General features: G+C 43.3%; 16 protein-coding genes and 1 other RNA gene. 9 read left to right on the top strand and 8 right to left on the bottom strand.

Features of this window, described 5'->3' with window-relative positions; genetic code table 11:
• Nucleotides 1-255 precede the first annotated feature (255 nt).
• On the top strand, nucleotides 256-471 hold the full coding sequence (locus ACOJRU_RS10035) for a tellurium resistance protein TerC (protein ID WP_421131611.1): 216 nt from the start codon (nucleotides 256-258) through the stop codon (nucleotides 469-471).
• Between the two features lie 179 nt (nucleotides 472-650).
• Here ACOJRU_RS10035 and ACOJRU_RS10040 read toward each other — a convergent pair whose 3' ends face one another.
• Complete coding sequence (locus ACOJRU_RS10040; protein ID WP_421131612.1) at nucleotides 651-800, bottom strand: hypothetical protein; 150 nt, start codon at nucleotides 798-800, stop codon at nucleotides 651-653.
• 255 nt (nucleotides 801-1,055) lie between these two features.
• Complete coding sequence (gene ppsA, locus ACOJRU_RS10045) at nucleotides 1,056-3,428, bottom strand: phosphoenolpyruvate synthase (protein WP_421131613.1); 2,373 nt, start codon at nucleotides 3,426-3,428, stop codon at nucleotides 1,056-1,058.
• A gap of 267 nt (nucleotides 3,429-3,695) precedes the next feature.
• Between ppsA and ppsR the strand changes: the two genes are divergently transcribed.
• The gene (gene ppsR, locus ACOJRU_RS10050) at nucleotides 3,696-4,508 is read left to right on the top strand and encodes a posphoenolpyruvate synthetase regulatory kinase/phosphorylase PpsR (RefSeq protein WP_421131614.1); all 813 of its coding nucleotides are present in this window, start codon (nucleotides 3,696-3,698) and stop codon (nucleotides 4,506-4,508) included.
• A gap of 97 nt (nucleotides 4,509-4,605) precedes the next feature.
• Here the strand turns inward: ppsR and ACOJRU_RS10055 are convergent, their stop codons facing one another.
• From ACOJRU_RS10055 to ACOJRU_RS10065, 3 genes are all read right to left on the bottom strand, one after another.
• Entirely contained in the window at nucleotides 4,606-5,517 is a 912-nt protein-coding gene (locus ACOJRU_RS10055; protein ID WP_421131615.1) for a tetratricopeptide repeat protein, read from the bottom strand.
• 116 nt (nucleotides 5,518-5,633) lie between these two features.
• Nucleotides 5,634-7,595: a sulfotransferase gene (locus ACOJRU_RS10060; RefSeq protein ID WP_421131616.1), complete on the bottom strand. Its 1,962-nt coding sequence runs from the start codon at nucleotides 7,593-7,595 to the stop codon at nucleotides 5,634-5,636.
• A 106-nt stretch (nucleotides 7,596-7,701) separates the two neighbouring features.
• Nucleotides 7,702-10,410, bottom strand: coding sequence for a TonB-dependent receptor (locus tag ACOJRU_RS10065; RefSeq protein ID WP_421131617.1), 2,709 nt, complete (start codon nucleotides 10,408-10,410; stop codon nucleotides 7,702-7,704).
• 306 nt (nucleotides 10,411-10,716) lie between these two features.
• Here ACOJRU_RS10065 and ACOJRU_RS10070 point away from each other — a divergent pair, with 306 nt between their 5' ends.
• Entirely contained in the window at nucleotides 10,717-12,687 is a 1,971-nt protein-coding gene (locus ACOJRU_RS10070; protein WP_421131618.1) for a BCCT family transporter, read from the top strand.
• Nucleotides 12,688-12,721: 34 nt separating this feature from the next.
• Complete coding sequence (locus ACOJRU_RS10075; protein WP_421131619.1) at nucleotides 12,722-13,204, top strand: MarR family winged helix-turn-helix transcriptional regulator; 483 nt, start codon at nucleotides 12,722-12,724, stop codon at nucleotides 13,202-13,204.
• Between the two features lie 79 nt (nucleotides 13,205-13,283).
• Here the strand turns inward: ACOJRU_RS10075 and ACOJRU_RS10080 are convergent, their stop codons facing one another.
• The gene (locus ACOJRU_RS10080) at nucleotides 13,284-13,631 is read right to left on the bottom strand and encodes an RnfH family protein (RefSeq protein WP_421131620.1); all 348 of its coding nucleotides are present in this window, start codon (nucleotides 13,629-13,631) and stop codon (nucleotides 13,284-13,286) included.
• Nucleotides 13,628-14,059 (bottom strand): SRPBCC family protein, encoded by a 432-nt coding sequence (locus tag ACOJRU_RS10085; protein ID WP_421131621.1) that lies wholly within the window; start codon nucleotides 14,057-14,059, stop codon nucleotides 13,628-13,630. The genes ACOJRU_RS10080 and ACOJRU_RS10085 overlap by 4 nt, the downstream gene beginning before the upstream one ends.
• Before the next feature lie 187 nt (nucleotides 14,060-14,246).
• Here ACOJRU_RS10085 and smpB point away from each other — a divergent pair, with 187 nt between their 5' ends.
• On the top strand, nucleotides 14,247-14,726 hold the full coding sequence (smpB, locus tag ACOJRU_RS10090; protein ID WP_421131622.1) for an SsrA-binding protein SmpB: 480 nt from the start codon (nucleotides 14,247-14,249) through the stop codon (nucleotides 14,724-14,726).
• Nucleotides 14,727-14,806: 80 nt separating this feature from the next.
• On the opposite strand, the gene ACOJRU_RS10095 is transcribed toward smpB, so the two are convergent.
• Complete coding sequence (locus tag ACOJRU_RS10095) at nucleotides 14,807-16,048, bottom strand: NADH:flavin oxidoreductase/NADH oxidase family protein (protein WP_421131623.1); 1,242 nt, start codon at nucleotides 16,046-16,048, stop codon at nucleotides 14,807-14,809.
• 130 nt (nucleotides 16,049-16,178) lie between these two features.
• Here ACOJRU_RS10095 and ssrA point away from each other — a divergent pair.
• From ssrA to ACOJRU_RS10115, 4 genes are all read left to right on the top strand, one after another.
• Nucleotides 16,179-16,536: a transfer-messenger RNA gene (gene ssrA, locus ACOJRU_RS10100) on the top strand.
• 274 nt (nucleotides 16,537-16,810) lie between these two features.
• Complete coding sequence (locus ACOJRU_RS10105) at nucleotides 16,811-17,557, top strand: hypothetical protein (RefSeq protein WP_421131624.1); 747 nt, start codon at nucleotides 16,811-16,813, stop codon at nucleotides 17,555-17,557.
• 36 nt (nucleotides 17,558-17,593) lie between these two features.
• Complete coding sequence (locus ACOJRU_RS10110) at nucleotides 17,594-18,079, top strand: DUF1648 domain-containing protein (RefSeq protein ID WP_421131625.1); 486 nt, start codon at nucleotides 17,594-17,596, stop codon at nucleotides 18,077-18,079.
• Nucleotides 18,080-18,339: 260 nt separating this feature from the next.
• A complete protein-coding gene (locus tag ACOJRU_RS10115) occupies nucleotides 18,340-19,365 on the top strand; it encodes a helix-turn-helix domain-containing protein (protein ID WP_421131626.1) in 1,026 nt (341 codons plus the stop codon).
• Nucleotides 19,366-19,462 lie beyond the last annotated feature (97 nt).

The following is a 19,462-nucleotide window of genomic DNA, read 5'->3' on the forward strand; positions in this document are numbered from 1 at the left end:
TTCAGTATTACCAGTAAGTATACCTACACCCAGCGTGACTCTCTACACCAATAAGGCTTTTTCACATGCTTTTAATACTTATTGTTTATGTGCAATAGAGCCTGTTAATACACAGGTATTTCACGAGGTTTTCATCACGGGGTTACATCTTTTTACATTTTCATTGTTTATGTATTAGCCGCAAAACGTCTACACTGTGTTTGTATTACTCGGTAGTACGTTATATTTTCTTTCAAATAAGAGCAGCAATCACATATGAAAGCGTTAAGACTTACGTTAGGCGGTATATTGTTTGTAAGCGGTGTTGTATTTACACTAATACCTGGCTCGATACTGCTGGTTTTGGGTGGTTTGGTATTGCTCAGTTATGACTGGCCCCGTGCACGAACGTTACTTACCTTCACGCAAAACAAAATGCGCATCAGCGCGAGAAAAATTGACAAATTTTTTCTGGCAAGAAAATACCGCTAGAGGCCTAGCTCACTTTTAGGAATAAAGGCGTTTATCACCGTTACGATGAACGCTAACGTCGTTAATAGTGTCAGCAGTAATCACAAAAAAAATGTAACCCGTATTGACGAATTACATTTTTTTGGTAAGAAATTACCTATTTTACGGTCAACACCAAACGCCTTAGAAACCGAAAACGACTATTCGTAGTTACGTTCCATCCACATAATCTTCATTTTCAAATCGTTAATTTCTTTTTGCGCTTCGGCCAGAAGCTCTTTTATAGAAAGAGATTGCTGCGTTTTATCTTGAGCGTTATTTACTGAAACATTGCTATTATTATGTGTCATAGGAACTCAACCACGTTAATTAAAAACTGTTAAAACAAACTGTAAGTCACTTTGTAATATTACAGTTTTTATTACAAAAAGTCATGTAACTCGCGGTTAAATTTCATACTTTAAATAAATACTCATCGTTTATTTAACGAATACTGTATGCATTTATTGCCACTGGTTTTTCTCTTCATCAGCAAGCCAATATCACAAACAAAAAAGAGACCCTAAGGTCTCTTTTCTATTTGCCAATAAGCATCACGTTAATCGTTAACCGTGCTTTTCAGCCAAATATAACCATGTTTCAACAACGGTATCCGGGTTAAGCGATACCGAGTCGATACCTTCTTCCAATAACCATGCTGCAAAATCTTCATGGTCTGATGGGCCTTGACCGCAAATTCCAACATATTTGCCACGTGCTTTGGCTGCGCGAATAGCCATAGAAAGTAATGCTTTAACCGCTTCGTCACGCTCGTCAAACAAGTGGGCAATCAGTCCGCTATCACGATCTAAACCTAGCGTAAGCTGCGTTAAATCATTAGAGCCAATCGAGAAGCCATCAAAGATGTCTAAGAATTTATCGGCTAAAAGCGCATTTGATGGTAACTCGCACATCATAATAACGCGCAGACCATCTTCACCTTTCTTAAGCCCCTGCTCTTCTAGCAGTTCAATGACCTTTTTACCTTCTTCAACCGTGCGAACAAACGGAATCATAATCTCGACGTTGGTTAATCCCATCTTGTTACGAACACGTTTAATTGCTTCACACTCTAGAGCGAAACAGTCACGGAAGTCTTCTGATATGTAGCGGCTAGCACCGCGGAAGCCAAGCATTGGGTTCTCTTCATCAGGCTCGTATTGATAGCCACCTACCAAGTTATAATATTCGTTCGACTTAAAGTCAGACATACGAACAATAACTTTCTCTGGAGAGAACGCAGCACCAATAGTAGAGATACCTTCAACCAGTTTCTCAATGTAATATTCAGTCGGTGATTCGTACCCCGCCATCATATCGCCAATTTCTTCTTTCAACTCTTCTGGCTGACTATCGAAGTTAAGCAACGCTTTAGGGTGAACACCAATCATACGGTTAATAATGAATTCTAAACGCGCTAGACCAACACCGGCGTTTGGAAGCCTTGCAAAGTCAAACGCGCGGTCTGGGTTACCCACATTCATCATTACTTTAAGCGGCATATCTGGCATTGAGTCAATGCGAGAGGTTACCACGTCAAATTCAAGTTCTGCACCGTAAATGAAGCCTGTATCACCTTCGGCACAAGACACTGTAATCTTATCTCCCGTCGCGATACTATCAGTGGCGTTACCACAACCAACCACCGCTGGAATACCTAGCTCACGGGCAATAATAGCGGCGTGACATGTTCTTCCACCACGATTGGTGACAATTGCAGAAGCCTTCTTCATGATAGGCTCCCAGTCGGGGTCAGTCATGTCAGTAACAAGAACGTCGCCCGCTTGAATCTTATCCATCTCTTCAATTGAGCCGAGTACTTTCGCTACCCCAGCACCAATTTTGTGGCCAATCGCTCGACCTTCGCACACTACGTTGCTTTGACCTTTCAGTTGGAAACGCTCGATGCTTTGTGAGTCTTCACGACTTCTTACTGTTTCGGGACGTGCTTGAACAATGTAGAGTTTTCCATCGACACCGTCTTTCGCCCATTCAATGTCCATGGCTCGCTGGTAGTGTTTTTCAATAATTTGGGCTTGTTTAGCAAGCTCCATGACTTCGTCGTCATTCAGTGAGAATGTCTTACTGTCTGCATTATCAATATCTACAATTGATACTTGCTTACCGTGCGCCTCATCGTCTGAGTAGATCATTTTGGTCATCTTGCTGCCAAGGTTGCGGCGAACAATTGCAGGTAACCCTTTGTCGAGCGTTGGTTTATGCACATAGAACTCGTCGGGGTTAACCGCGCCCTGTACGACCATCTCACCAAGCCCGTAAGAGCTTGTGATGAAGACAACGTCTTCAAAACCAGATTCGGTATCAATGGTAAACATAACGCCAGAAGAGGCGATGTCACTGCGCACCATGCGCTGAATACCCGCAGATAACGCCACACCTTTGTGGTCGTAACCTTGGTGAACACGATAAGAGATAGCGCGGTCATTAAACAATGACGCAAATACGTGCTTAATCGCTACCATTACCGAATCGTAGCCTTTTACGTTAAGAAACGTTTCTTGCTGACCGGCAAATGATGCATCTGGCATATCTTCAGCCGTTGCAGATGAACGAACCGCGAAAGACGCTTCTTCGCCCGCATCACCTTGCAACGTAACAAAAGCGGTTCTAATCGCTTCTTCAAGAGCTGGCTGAAAGGGTGTGTCGATGATCCACTGACGGATATCTTTACCCGCCTCGGCCAGTGCATTCACATCGTCTACGTCTAGTGCGTCTAACACGTCATGAATTTTTGCTTCTAAACCGCTTTGGTCTAAAAATTCGTTGAATGCTTCAGCAGTCGTGGCAAAACCTCCCGGTACCTGCACGCCCGCATTCGCTAGATTTGAAATCATCTCGCCTAATGATGCATTTTTACCGCCTACGCGATTAACATCATGCATGCCCAGTTCTTGATACCACAATACGTATTCTTGCACAGCCCAAGCCTCCAGCTTTTTCTTGTGTAGGGTATGAGGTTACACCCAGGCGTTATAATTAGTATGGCCTGAATGAAACAAATTCTTTGTCGATGCGTTTTTTCGCAGACTCACTGTTCATCACATTTGACAGCGTTGTTATATAAAACGCGGTGTTTTGTGCGAACTAGGTAGCTTTTCGACAAAATCATCTTAGAATGGACGAATTCAGAAAGTAAACTCTTAATTACTTTTGTAATTAAATTACAACAATGTTAAGGATATGTTGTGCGTACAGCGTTCTATATTTCAGATGGTACAGCCATCACTTCAGAGGTGTTTGGCCACGCCCTGCTTTCCCTCTTCCCTGTTCAGTTCAATCACAACACCATTCCTTTCGTTGAAACTGAAGAACAAGCACATAAAGTTTTGGAGCAAATTTCTGAAAGTTTTCAAGACACCGGAGAAAGGCCGCTCGTTTTTTATACAATTGTGAATGTAGATATTCGCAAGATAATCTCAAAATCAGTAGGCATTAATTATAATTTTCTAGATCAATTTGTTGCTCCGCTTGAAAAAGTATTAGGCGTGCCGTCTAAACCAGAAAAACACCGCACGCACAGTATCCATGAAACCACCTATGACATAAGAATTGAAGCGGTAAACTATGCATTGGCAAATGACGATGGTTCTAACCTTAAAGATTACGACGAAGCTGACATCATTTTAACCGGTGTATCACGCTCGGGGAAAACACCAACCAGCTTATATCTTGCGTTGCAATACGGCATTAAGGCCGCAAACTACCCGTTCACCGAGGAAGACATGGGAGACATGCTAAAACTGCCTGCTGCGCTTCGTCGCCATAAGCACAAGCTATTCGGCTTAACGATTCATCCAGAACGGCTGCATCAAATTCGCTCTGAACGACGTGCAAACAGTAAATATGCTTCTATCCAGCAGTGCAGAATGGAATTACGCGAGGTGGAAAACTTGTACCGTAAAGAGAAGATCTCGTTTTTAAATAGTACTAAATACTCTATTGAAGAGATTTCTGCCAAAATTCTTGCCGAGACAGGGTTGAAGCGCCGTAAATATTAGTCTGTGACCATAGCTAACAGCACGCTCCTAGTGAATCAGTGTTGTTCATACCGTGGTGGCTACGCATAGGTAGTCACCAGGTTGTATCTCATTTCATTTACTCTCGACGATATATTTCGTCTGATACCTTGCGAAAGTAAGGTATCTGCAGCACCGGCAGTTCATTTAACGATATATGCTTTAACCTTTCGCGTGCTATTTGCACGTTACCTTGAAGCAAGGCCACCTCTGCAAGCCTAAGGCGCATTTTATTTTCTTGTGCTGTATCGTTGGCTTGTTCAGCACATCGTAACCCATCAATAAACGCCTGTTCGGCCATCGCAAAGTTTTTGTTTTCCCGAAGGGAAACCGCATAATTGTTAAATGCAATCGCTTGCTGCTGTACATCAGGCACTTTTTTAGCCCACTTAAGCGACTTAAGTCTGTATTTAATATGCTTTTCATGATCTTTTTGTTTGTAAGCAACGTGACCAAGCTCTGCAAAAATTTCTCGATACAGTAAAGGGGTATCGTAGTTAGCACGTTCAAGCGATGTAGAAAACAATTCAGCGTCTTCAAATCTTTCGACATACACTAATAGATTAAGTATTCGAATACCCAGTTGTGGTGAAGGCGTTGCGGTGTATTGCGCTTGAAAACCCGCTAGAGATTTATTGAACTCGGTAAGTGCTTCAGCCTTTCTTTCATTAGCATTTAGCCACTTGCCTAAATATAACGATACGACAGGTTTGTATTGCACCGGCACAGAGGGGTTGTCTGCCCAAGGACGAAGTAAAACGTACAATTCATCAATGCGCTGAAGATTGAACAGCGCATCAAAGCGCTGTTCTTGAAGTTTCCACCACAACAGCGAGGTGTTAGATAACCCGTCTTGTTGACGTTCGGCAACAGACAAGCAAGACACGGGGTCTTGGTGGCATACAGAAAACGTCTGAGACGCATCAGCCATTGGCAGCATAACCATCCATGTAAACCCAATCCAACATGGCGCTATTTTTTTACATCGCATTTGTAGGTTACCAATTCGGATAATCTTGAGTAGTGAGCGTTGCTCACTACCCCGTGTAGCTTACATGTAACAGGAAGTAATACTTCATCGCGACAAAAGCTTATCTTCTGCCTGCTTTAACCATTAGACCCCAGCGCATGCTTCAGGTCATCTAGGTGCTGCTCAAATGGTCTCCATTGCCCCATTCCCGTTTTATAAATGGGTTGGCGCACTTGTTCAGAACTTGGCGTTTTTATAACCCGCTTAGTTTTGTGGAACGATAGGCAGTTTTCTTCAAACGGCAAGCCACAGAAATCAAGCAAGCGTCTTACCTGACCTTCTAGGTCATCTAGTACGTCTTCATGCTGCACCGTTAGCACGTCACCTGGTAACACCTTATGCCAGTGCGACATTAACGTTTCATACGCCTTATAATAGCGACCAATATCTTCAAGGCCATAACTAAACTCTTGTCCCTCACCAAACAGCTGTTTGAAACCACTGAAACAACAGTCCATAGGATTGCGACGCGCATCAATAATTTTAGCGTTGGGTAAAATGCGTTTAATTAAACCAATATGAATAAAATTATTTGGCATTTTATCAATAAAGAAAGGCGCGTTAGCACGGTATGCTCGGGTTTGGTCGATGTACTGCTTACCTAATGCGGTGCACGTTTCGTCGCTTAATTCACTTAGGTTAAATGGGTATGGCGTTTTTTCATTACTGATAGATGAAGCGATACCCAGTATGTTGTGAAGCTCCATGGTGCCATCTACCATAGAGTGTGACGCTAGTATTTGCTCAAGTAACGTTGAGCCCGCACGAGGAAGGCCCACAATAAAGATAGGATCGGGAGCATCATAGCCTGCCTTGCGAGAGAACAATGACGTATCGCAAGCCTGGGCTTGCGCTTCAAGCGCGGCTTCTGTTCGGCTTATATCAAAGCGTAGCGTACGGTGTTTCAGACTATTTCCAGTCTGGTAATAATGAAAAGCCGTATTCGCATCGCCCGCATCTTCATACCCTTTGCCCAATGCAAAACATAAATGAATTTTGTCTTCTAGCTTGGTGGTAGCTTTCTGCTCTTGTGAAACCATATCGGAAAGCATCTGTTCACTGAAACGATATGTTTTAGTATTCGCTAAACTCCAGTACGCATCGCCAAAATCGGGAGCATACTGCGTAGCCTTTTCATAAGCCTCAACGGCCTCTGTGGTATTCCCTTTGGCCTTAAGTGCGTGTCCAAGAGCAAGCCATAGTCCAGGCCTATCCGCGTTTTCGTTTAACAATTCGTGGTAGATTGCAATAGCCTCTTCTAGTGCACTAACACCAACTAACGCGTGCGCTAACCCCACTTTTACAGTGAAATCGTTGGGCGCAGCCTCTAGACGCCGCCTTGCAACATCGGCAGCTTCTGGAAATTTACCCAACTTTGCAAGCAGGGTTTGATAAGACGCAGCAGCTCTATCATTATCGGGATAAAGCGTTACGCAGCTTTCTAGTAGAAACTCCGCGTCGCTGTATACTTTTAACTGCATCCCAATTTCAGCTAATAGCATCATGGCTTCGGGGTGATGCTTATTGCTTTGTAAAAACTGTCTACATACTTGTTCAGCTTTATGCAGCTGCCCTTCATGCATTAGGTCCGTCGCCCCTAAAATAGGCTTAGGTAACGAGGTGAGAAACATTATTTGTCTTTTACACAACACAAGGGCGTTTTGCTGATTATCGCGTGCATACACTTTTTCTAGTTGCTGCCACGCGCTGAGTAAAGCGGGGTTAAAACGGGTTGCTTGAAAGAAAGCATTCGCAGCCTCTTTATGGTTTCCCACTTTTGAATAACAGTAGCCTAACTCTTGAAAACCCCGTCCATAATCTGGAAACGCAGCGACAAGTGTTGATAAACACCGAATCGCGTTGTCGGTATCATCGGATAAACGATAAGCGACCGCCTGCAAATACTGCGCTTCTCTACGGGTATTGTCGTTGCTTGATGATGTTAAAAGCTGCTGACATTGGGTAACAACCGCGCGGTATTGCGATTGCATTAGCGCGTGTTTAATTGAGGATAAAGTTTGTTGTTCTTCTTTGTTCATTCTTACAGCATGCCTGTAAATAGAAAAAACGGCAAATTCAATGAATTTGCCGTTTTATATTTAGTTTAGCGCTCAGTGTTTAACCGACGCTGTGACATCGCTTCGATTAAAAATAATCGTAAGAGAAGCGAACACCAATAGTACGAGGTCTATTTGTCACAACTTTAGGCGTAAACTGCTGAGTATCAATGTTCAATATTGCACTCTCGTCGAATACGTTATCAATATATAATTCAGCTTTCCACACATCGTTTGTAACACCAACCGCCAAGTTAGCTAACATGTAAGACTCTTGAATGTAACGACCACCACGGAACGTAGCGCCGTTTGAATCTGCATAGGTTACGCCTTCGTAGACAGATGCCTCTTCTTCTATCTTAAGACCAGACCCTGTTCCGTAGATAAGTTGTGTTGCATCTTCCATTACGAAAGCATCCATGATCATGCCAGCAAAACGGTCGCCAGTATAGCTAACCGAGCCGTTCACATAACCACGTTTATCACCTTCTAACTCGAAGAAGTAACGCGCATTCACGTTGCCAGAGAACCCTGCAGAGTAAGGTAGTTCAGAGCCTACGCCTGCCGCAATTCCCTCTAGTTCTGAGTTAATGCGTGTTAGCTCAGTATCAAGCAAACTAAATGCGGCATTGATAACTAAGTCATCGGTGGCAAGCCATGTGATGTCAGCATCAATACCCTTAATTTCCGCATCACCTACGTTATCGGTAAATACAAGGAACGAGATATTAGTTGGGTCGAAACGCGACGTTTGTAGCTCTTCAATTTCTGAGTAATACGCTGTTGCGTTAACACGCAAGATACCGTCAAGGAAGTCACCTTTTATACCCAACTCATAGTTATCTAATGTATCAGTTGTTGAATAAACAGGTATACGGAAACCGTCAAACGCGCCACTCTGGTTCTTCGCCAAACCACCGCCAACACGGTTAGTAACTGGCGGACGGAACCCTTCTGAATAGTTAGCAAACAATAAAACATCGTCGTTTACTTTCCAATCCAATGAAAATTTGAAGATGGTATCGTCAACTGTCAATACACCGTTACTGTCGAGCAGGTCGGTTTCAAGCTGACCGCTTTGAATCGCTGCGTTTACAGCAGCTGGGTCTAGATTTACCGCAGCAAGCTCATCAGGGTCTAATGTTCCAAATGCGCGAATTCGACGAGTAACGTCAACAGTCGATGTCGAACCCACATAGATATCATCAATTTGATACCAACGCGCACCAAAGCTAGCAGTTAGTGTATCGGTAAGGTCATACTCTAACTGACCAAATACGGCGATTTGTTCAATAGTATGCGTGATATCATTAATAAAACTAATTTCTGATGGGAACGGGCCACCGTTGCTGTTAATGCCTTCAGTACCTACTAAGTTTCTTTGTAGGTTGTCGAAGCCGAAGCGCGTGAGTTCGCCATCAGTATTAGCAATTTTAAATTGTCCTACTGTTGCTATTTCTTGCTCGTCGTAGAACAACCCAGCAGTTACACGCCAAGGCGTATCCATGGTTGTTGTAAAACGTAACTCATGGGTATTACGCGTGGTTGTGGTGTCTTCCTTGAAGTACTTGGTAGGATCGAGACAACGCTGATCTTCCGCTTCCACACCTGCTTCGTAGTGGTTACACACATAGTACGCTGCGAAGGCACCGCCATTGGTATAACCCGTGTAATCGGCTAACGTATCGATTTCGCGGTCTAAATAACCACCTGTGTACACCAGGTCGAGCTTGTCTAAACGCCCTTCTAGTGTCCACGTTGTTAAACCAAACTCATCTTTGTTTTCTTCTTGTTGAAAACGTATTGCGGAACTTTCGCCTTCAAGCGTAGGATCGTAGGCAAATACACCTTCAGTATCTAGTGTCTGCTGAGTGTGCTGAACTAATAAATCCCAGTCAGTATTAAATTCATACAACAGACCGAAGCGCGCGCCTGTGTAGGTCGCGTCATTGAAATCATCTTCAACTAATGCATCGTTTTGTGGCGATACAACAGAAGCTTCTCCATTCGAGCCAAAACCAGGGCTCGTTACGCGATTGGCATCCATTGCAACTGGATCAGCAAGAGGACCGCCAGAAATACGGTCGATAACTACCGCACTTCCAATGTAACCACCCTCGCCTGGAACGTTCATAACGTTATCAATCCAGCCGCCTTGCTTATCATTGTAAGCTGCAACACGGAAACCTAACTTGTCGGTAAGTGGTAAATTAAAATACGCCGTTACCGAGTTACTCATTTCACCGCCTTTGGTGAAACCGATATTTGTATCGAAACCTGCACTAAAGCTAGTCAAATCAGGTTTGTTCGTTATCAAACGAATAGTACCCGCCTGCGAGCTTGCACCAAAAAGCGTGCCTTGAGGCCCTGGAAGTACCTCAACACGCTGTACGTCTGTAGCGTAAACATCAAGATTACGGCCAGCCATTGAAACTGGCATTTCATCAACATAAAACGCAACTGAAGGCTGAAGCGCCTGTACAGACGACAACATGATATTAGATTGTGTTGTGGCAGCGCCTCGAATATAAATCTCGTTTTGCCCTGGGCCAGTGCCTTGGAAAACAACATTAGGGAGGAACTCGACATAATCTTGGAAATTATCAATTCCCAAGTTTTCTAATGCTTTGCCATTTAACGCCGTAACGGAAACAGGTACGTCTTGAATCGACTCTGCGCGCTTAGTTGCGGTTACTTCGATGGTTTCTAATTGGGCTGGTGCTTTAGACTCTTGTGCGGCGATGGTTGTCGATGCCAACGCAGCAACGATTGCACAGCTTAGCTGAGTTTTACGCATAATGTGTGTTTTCCCTTTTGTAGGTAGTTTTATTCTTTGGACACTGTTTACTTGAGACACGTATCAAAAAGATCAATTTATGTTACCACATAAACGGTTAATAATTTCTACTCTAATCAATTTTATGTGAAAACAAAGCAAAAATTAACCCAATTGATAAGAGAAAAGCGCCTCACCGCACATTTTTTAACCAAAAAAGGCTTTATATACGAATTATTACTATGAAAGCTTATTAACAGAATGGCATGCGTGATATTCTGTGCAAGTAGCACTAACTCTTATAGTAAGAAGAAGGATTAACACTGCGTGAATGAAAACGAAAATCACTCTCCGTTGAACAAGTCGGTTTTTATAACCTCCTCGGCATTGATCGTATGTTTGTTAATTTTTGCGGCTGCCATGCCAAACACTGCAGACGCATTATTTAAAACTATGCAAACCAGTATCGTATCTAACGGCAGCTGGTTTTATGTACTCGTCGTTGCCATTGTTCTGCTTTTCGTGGTTTACCTAGGGATGTCTCGCTACGGTGAAATAAAACTTGGGCCCGACCATGCATTACCTGAATTTAGCTTTGTTACTTGGCTTAGTATGCTCTTTGCCGCAGGCATGGGTATTGGATTGATGTTTTTTGGCGTTTCAGAACCGCTTATGCATTTTCTTGCGCCTCCCACGGCTGACGCGCAAAGCATCGAAGCCGCCAGAGAAGCAATGAAAACAACTTTTTTCCACTGGGGTGTGCATGCATGGGCAATATACGCCGTTGTTGCATTAATCCTCGGTTACTTTGCATACAGACAAAACTTACCATTAACGCTGCGATCGGCACTTTACCCATTAATTGGCGACCGCATTTATGGCTGGCCAGGTCATATTGTTGACATCTTCGCTGTTACCTCAACCGTATTTGGGGTATCGACTTCGCTAGGGCTTGGTGCATCACAAGTCAACGCAGGGCTAAACTATCTATTTGGTTTACCTTCAAGTACGTTTGTACAAATTTGCATAATGGCGGGTGTGGTTGGCCTAGCCGTTATTTCAGTAAGTACAGGGCTAGAGAAAGGCGTTCGCCGACTCTCAGAGACAAACATGGTTCTGGCAGTGGTATTGCTTGTAATAGTATTAGTACTTGGTCCGACCGTTTTCCTGCTTCAAGCCTATATGCAAAATACTGGAGCTTACCTTTCTGATATCGTACGTAATACTTTCAATCTGTTTGCCTACGAAAAAACAGACTGGATTGGCGGATGGACTATATTCTATTGGGGATGGTGGTTAGCGTGGGCACCGTTCGTTGGGCTATTTATCGCGCGAATTTCTTACGGCAGAACCATAAGAGAATTCGTGGTAGGTGTATTACTTATTCCATCGGCATTTACACTATTTTGGATGACCGTTTTTGGAAATAGTGCCATCGACCAAGTATTGGTTCACGGTAACGACATACTGGCAAACATGGTGAACGAAGACACCGCTATAGCACTGTTTGTCTTTTTAGAGCACTTCCCGTTCTCGTCGATACTTAATTTCATTGCCGTTATCATGGTAATAGTCTTCTTTGTTACGTCCTGCGATTCCGGGGCGATGGTCGTCGACATGCTATGTTCTCATGGCCGCAACGACACACCCTTGTGGCAACGGGTATATTGGGCGATAGGCGTTGGAGTTGTGAGCGCGGTGCTTCTTTACGCGGGTGGTTTAGGTGCGTTGCAAACAATGACAATTGCTGCGGCACTGCCTTTTGCACTGGTTTTACTCATTGCTATTATGGGCTTATTAAAGGCACTACGTATTGAAGCGGTAAAGCGCGAGAGTTTGCAGGTAATGGGAGGTACCCCTCCACACAGTGACATGGACACTAACTGGCGAGAACGCCTCGAAAACATCGTTACCTTCCCCGACGAGCACGTTGTAAATCGATATGTTCAAAAAGTGGTGAACGCAGCATTCGTTGATGTGAGCAAAGCCTTCGAAACCCAAGGGTTCTCCGTTTCAATTGAACAAAAAGACAACGCTTCGTTGCTAACCGTAACGATGGGTAATGATCCAAATTTCGTTTATTCCGTTTATCCGACAAAGTCAGAACAGCCTGAATTTGCCGCTAGTGATACACAAACGGTAGACGAAAATAAAAAGTCGACGTACTATCGCGCCGAAGTTCACCTAAGTGAAGGTGGTCAGAACTATGACATTATGGGTTGGTCAAAAATTGCAGTCATCAACGATGTTATCGACCACTTTCAGAAACACCAACACTTTATACATCTGTTGAAGTAGCCCCTACCAGGGCATTCACCTAGTTGGAATATTTATGAGAAAAGAAGAAGAATTATTGGTTGCCTTACGGCGCATAATTCGTGCTGTAGATTTACGCAGCAAACAATTGAGCAAACATGTTGGCTTAACGGGCCCGCAGCTGCTTGTAATGCAAAATATCGAAGAGCGCCCTGGTATTATGGTGCGGGAAATTGCTGACAATATTAATTTAAGCCCCGCAACCATTACTAACATTCTAGACCGTTTAGAAACGCGAGACTTAGCCACGCGCATACGAAGCACGCAAGACAAGCGGAAAGTAGGCGTGTTTTTAACAGAGAAAGGCAAAGTAGCAGTGGTTGATGCACCGCGCCCTCTTCAGGAGCATTTTGTTGAGCGATTCGGTCAGCTACAAGAATGGGAGCAAAGTCAAATGGTGGCTACCGTTCAGCGCATTGCCACTATGATGGATGCGAACAATATAGACGCCTCGCCATTATTAGAGCTTGGTAGCATTATTGAGAAAGGCAACGGTTAGCAACAGTCTAACTGTTCTAGGCTTTACTCTTAACTACAAAAAATGCCCATGCAACATTGCATGGGCATTTTTTTAACTATTAAGTTTGTGGTTTGGGTTGGTTGGGACGTCCGCCAGTCACTTTATCGGCTCTTCCCTCATCTTTTGCTTTTTCTGCTCGACGTTTTCTTATCTCTTTCGGGTCGGCTATCAGCGGTCGATAAATTTCAATTCTGTCACCATCTTTTAAGGTTTCAGTTAGCCTTACCACTCGGCTCCAAATACCCACTTTAGTTTTTTTAAGGTCAATACTTGGAAACTGCGAAAGGATGTTTGATACCTCAATGGCTTCTTCAACTGTAGTCCCTTCAGCAATGGCAACATCGATTAACACTTGCTTTGTTGGCAGTGCATAAGCCACTTCAATGTTAATAAGGGCTGTACTCACGCGTAAACGCTCCTGGCACGTTCGGTAAACGCCGTTACCATACTCGATGCCAAATTATTGAATACCTTGCCAAATGCCATCTCTACAAGTTTGTTGCTGAATTCGAATTCTAAATGAAGCTCAATTTTACATGCATCTTCTGATAAGGAAGAAAATGTCCACCCGCCTGTGAGCGAACGGAACGGCCCATCAACCAATTGCATGTTAATTTTCTGGCCATCAACAAGTTCGTTATGTGTGGTAAACCATTGCTTGATGCCTGCTTTCGCAACAAGTAAAGACGCTTTCATACTTTCATTTGATGCGTGCAACACTTTGCTGTCAGTACATCCAGGCAAAAACTGGGGGTACGAGGCTACATCGTTTACTAAGTCGAACATGGCTTGTGCACTGTGCGCTACAAGGGCGCTTCGCTGGATACTCGGCATTTATCTTACAATTACTAAATCATTTTCGTTAGTGTACCACATAAAATCTTGCGTTCTCATCTAGCAAACTGACCTTTCAACGATGTTTTTAATTTCATCACTACCCGTTTAAATACAGATATTTGCCACCATAATTAATCTAATAGCGAGTAAAGACTTTCAACATATATTTAGTATAATAGAGGCTATGAAAAAGAATAAAGCCAATAAAAACACCACGGGTAACATCGCGCAGAACAAAAAAGCGCGTCATGATTATTTTCTTGAAGACAAATTTGAAGCGGGTTTATCGCTTCAAGGATGGGAAATAAAAAGTATTCGTGCGGGTAAAGTAAACATTACTGATACGTACGTCATCATTCAAAATGGCGAAGCCTATCTTGTGGGCTGTCGCATCTCACCGCTAAACCAAGCCTCGTCGCACGTTATTGCCGAACCAGAGCGTGCAAGAAAATTATTGCTAAGCCGACGTGAGCTAGACCGTCTAATGGGCGCTAGAGACCGTCAAGGTTATTCGATAGTCGCAACCAATATGTATTGGAAAAAGTGTTGGGTTAAGCTAGAAATTCACTTAGCGAAAGGTAAACACGAGCGCGACAAACGAGATACATTGAAAGACAAAGATTGGCAGCGCCAGAAAGAAAGGGTTATGAAGAAAAGCGTATAACGCCTCGGCACTTCTTTGTTAAACGACAAAAATGAAAATGCAGCGATTATTACGCTGCATTTTTTTATGCGCTTTTTTGCTTAAGAACCTGCCTTCATGGCGGCAACATCCCGTTTAGTCATCGATTTTCGATGCAGCATATCAAGTATAAGACTCCACAGCGGTGACGGACGATTCATTGTCGTGAGGTTATTGCCTAACCGGCGTAGTTGACGACGTACCATAGACATATTGGCAAGGCTGGCTAACGATTTATCTTTCCACGTACAGTGCGGTATTGTGCCCGAATACTCCCACTGCTGTTGCCACTTCTTCGACAAATCTGGGGTGATAGCCAATGCACTTGCTAAACCAACAAGTTCGCACCCTTCATTAATCACGTTTTCAGCCACTGTGGCACGTTTTATCCCGCCGGTTGTCATTAATGGAATATCGGTTTTACTTTCCAGCGCATGGGCAAATTCAAGGAAATAAGCTTCACGGGCCAAGGTAGTATTGTCACGCGTTTGTCCTTGCATTGCGGGTGCCTCATAGCTGCCACCTGATAACTCGACAACATCAACACCCAACGCCTCTAGCCGGTTAACCACTTCGCATGCATCATCGAATGAAAACCCGTTTTTTTGAAAGTCAGCAGAGTTTAATTTCACCATAACAATAAAGTCTGTCGCACATATCGCCCTTATTTGACTGACGATATTGATAAGAAGACGTGCCCTATTGATAATAGAACCGCCCCACTCGTCTTGACGCTGATTTGTTAAGGGTGACAAGAATTGAGTAAGCAGATAACCATGTGCGGCATGTATTTCAACGCCATCAAAACCCGCTTTCTCTGCCTGTTTTGCGGTTTCAACAAAACGCTTACACACGTCGTGAATTTCTGCACACGTCATTTCTCGTGGTTGTGCAAACAATTTAGAATGTTTACCCATATCAAGGGGTACAGCAGAAGGCGCAATGGCTTTGCCCTGCATAGCTTTAAATACCTGCCGGCCAGGGTGGTTAATCTGCATAACTGCTAACGCACCATTAGACTTAATAATTTTTGCCCATTTTTCAAACGGCGTTAGCGGTGTATGCTTCTCTAATGCCACACCGCCCGGGCCTGTCATGGCGGTTCTATCGATCATGACATTGCCTGTGATAATCATACCTAGGTCGCCGTGCGCCCAGTACCGATAGAGACTAAACAGCGCGTCACCGGGTAAACTCCCGGTATCAGACATATTTTCTTCCATCGCAGCTTTTACAAGACGATTTCGAACTTCAACCCCACACGGTAGCGTGTACGGCGTATATAAAATAGAATTACAACTCATTGGCACTTCAGAGTAATTAAACGCTCGCCCACTTTAATGGTTATTACGTATAAATGCATCTTTTCAAAGCTAAAAACTAAAAGAAACGTTTAACCACGCTTTAGTTATGTTATAATCCCGTTTCACACTCGGGGCTGATTAGGATTCGACAGGATCTAGGAAGCTGGAGGTGCATGCAGAGGAGCGGTTTGCCTCTTAAAAAGCCGCATTTAAATAGTCGCAAACGACGAAACATACGCACTAGCCGCTTAATAACCGGCATAGGCCCTTCCACCCTAGTCTTTTCCTGCTAGCGGGGATTCGGAAGGTCATCCAAGTAGGATAGCGAGGGAACCTTGTCTGAGGGTGAACCGCGAAATAGTATCGGACCAGCTACCAAGAACCCTGTTTGTCGGGGTCTAAAGTAGTTAAATAAAAGACAAACTAAGCATGTAGTACCAAAGGTAGACATTTTCTGGACGCGGGTTCAAATCCCGCCAGCTCCACCAATTCAAAGGCTTGCCACTCGGCAGGCCTTTTTTCATTGCACTATCAATTTTTCATTTGCTATGTACTGCTTTCAGGAAGCAAACTATCGCACATATAGCATCACTCAAATTAAGTGCTTGAATGATGTTATAGTTTATGTTTTTGCAACTAAAAAGATACGGTCGGCGGGTGTCTGCCCCATAGCAGTCTATCAGCGACGCCCACGTACTTCCGCAAACCAACCTTTACCGCTTCTTGAGTGTTTGTTTAATGATAATTCAAAAGGTAAGTTAAATGTTAGTGCGCTCGTTAACGCATTTTTTCTGCGTCGCCCTGTTGATAAGTGCTAGCGCAGCGGCGTTCAGTCAGCCTGCCCTCGCGCTTTTTGAGAAGAAGCACGTAAAGAACCAAACAACAGGCTGCAACGCCCCCAAATACAAGCAGTTTGTTAAAGAGCGGCTCGCCTATTTTGAACAAAAAAATAAAAGATTGCTGAACAGCACATTCCGAGACTATGAACAAAGCAGCCAGACGAATAGCAATCCTTATAAGGTGATAGGAGATTTAAGCCGACACCTTATCTACAGCGCCCAACTTGAACCTGTACAAATCGTTAATGCTAAAATTAATCTTATGTTCCAGCACGGAGAGCGCCTGAGCAGAGACGAGCAAATAGCCGGTAATGTTTTTGATAATTTTAGTAAGGAAGCGCATTTTGTTGGAATAGCCAGAGCGTGGGTGGCCTACCGGCAGGGGCGTAATCAAGAGGCTTTCAATGAGCTAGTAACGTCTATTGATGTGAGTAATTCAGCTGTATTAGAATCATTTGGGCCTGACTTTACCTTTATTCGCCGTATTTACCGCGATGGGCATACTCAGCCAGTGGTTGCCTATCTCAATAAAACCAAAGGTTTTTGGATAGGAAAGCGAGCAGATGCGTTGCGCTTTGCGTGGCTTACCATGATTGAAAAAGGCTGTGCAATTCAGTTTGATTCACTCGATACTATTAAATTTGCAGAGCTAGGCTTGATAACAAAATAAGTAAATAAAGATGGAAAATTCATTAAGGAATTTTAAATGAGAATTACTATACCAACAGCAATAGCCGCAGGTCTTTTTGTTTGGTCAACTGGCAGTAACATGCCAGCTGAAGTTGCATCACACTTCAATGCGTCGGGACAGGCAGATTCCTTTTTATCACGCGATACTTATCTAACGTTAATGGTTTTAGTCGTCTGCCTTTCTACGCTTGTTGTTGGGGGAATGGGTAGGCTGCTAACATCACTACCAGAAGATTCAATTAATCTTCCTAATAAAGCCTATTGGCTGTCTCCGGAAAGAAAAAATGAATCTTTGAATTACATTTCAAATTGGCTTCAGTTTTTTTCAGCTGGTATGGCAGTATTTCTCTGCTTTGTTCATTGGATTGTTGTGCAAGCAAATAGTACCGAATCTCAGCAATTGGATAGTAGTGTATTCTATTTAGGGCTGGTGTTTATGTTGTTTGGTCTAATGGGTAGCATTTATGCTCTTGTAAGACGATTCACTAAAACCAACAATTAGATACCCGCAACACATAAGAAGCTGCGGTGCACCTAAAAATGCTAAATCGCGGAAAAGACACAGGGCGAACGGTCAAATCATGTTCTTGAGGCATTTGGAAAGAATTACTCAACAGGTATTTAATAGCTGCTCGTAGTGATACATCCCGATTAAGGCCATCAATTTACAAGGTTATGCTCCCTTTAAAAACGTTTACGTACTTTTGGATCCATGAGAAGCTATCGCGTAAAGGAATTAAGCTGTGTATTAAATAAAACAATATGGATTCACTCAATTTCGTTAACTTAATTCAAGCTGCCACTGTTGGTATTTCAATATTAGGCGGTTTATTATTGTGGCGACAAAGTCCGTTTGTTGAAGTTGCCCTCCTCCTCGGCTTAATCGCCTTTGCTTCTACAGTAAACATCTTAGAAGAAACGGGTATCACGCGAGATATTTACTTACTTAGCCCTATTTTTATTATGTTGTTCGGTCCTGCAAGTTACCTAGCGGCAAAACATATAACCAATAAAACACTTCAAACCAGCGACTGGATGCACCTACTGCCTGTTGCCCCAGTATTGTTCTTTACCTCACATGTTGCGGTGGTTATCGTGATAGGGAGTATATGGCGAGTCGTTTACGCTTATTTCACTGCCATTTTGCTCATGAAACACAAGGTAGCGCTGGATGAAAAACGTTCTGACTCTGATGATTTTTCGTTCACCTGGTTAGTTTGGGTGTTAGTCATTACGGCTTTTTTCAACCTACTGGACTTGGCACGGCTCAATAGTCAGCAGTTTCTCCCCTATGAGCTAAACCTCATCGGCCAAGCCATGAATAATATGGTTTGGTTAGTGGCCGCTACCATCATCACAATCAAATTAATCGACCAAAAAGCATTAACTACACCTCATAAAGTCACGCTGAACAACGTTCATTCTGAAGCGAAATCTGAACCTGAAAATTATGGCTCTACGTTTAACGAATTAGATAAGCTGGTTATTAATAATGAGTGGTTTTTAACCCCCCGACTTACATTAAGTGACGTCAGTGAGTTAAGTGGGTTGCAACCCAGAGATATCTCACGCGCAATCAATACCGTGGCTAATAAGTCATTTAACGAATACATAAATGAATATCGTATTCACCACATTTGTTCTGCGTTGGATGCGCAATCTCCTCATTCACTTTCCAGGCTTTATACCGATGCGGGCTTTAGCTCTAAAGCTTCGTTTAATAAGCTTTTTAAAGAATATACTGGCAAAACTCCCAGTGAATATAAGGCTCAGATTAAGTCCGCATAGAAAATACGTCTAACAACAAGATAGTAGACAACTAAACACATGTAACTGGACGACCGCCCCATGGGTCACCGTTACGATACCGTTAACTTATTAGTTA

It is taken from the genome of Alteromonas algae, assembly GCF_049117195.1.
Classification (GTDB): Bacteria; Pseudomonadota; Gammaproteobacteria; order Enterobacterales; family Alteromonadaceae; genus Alteromonas.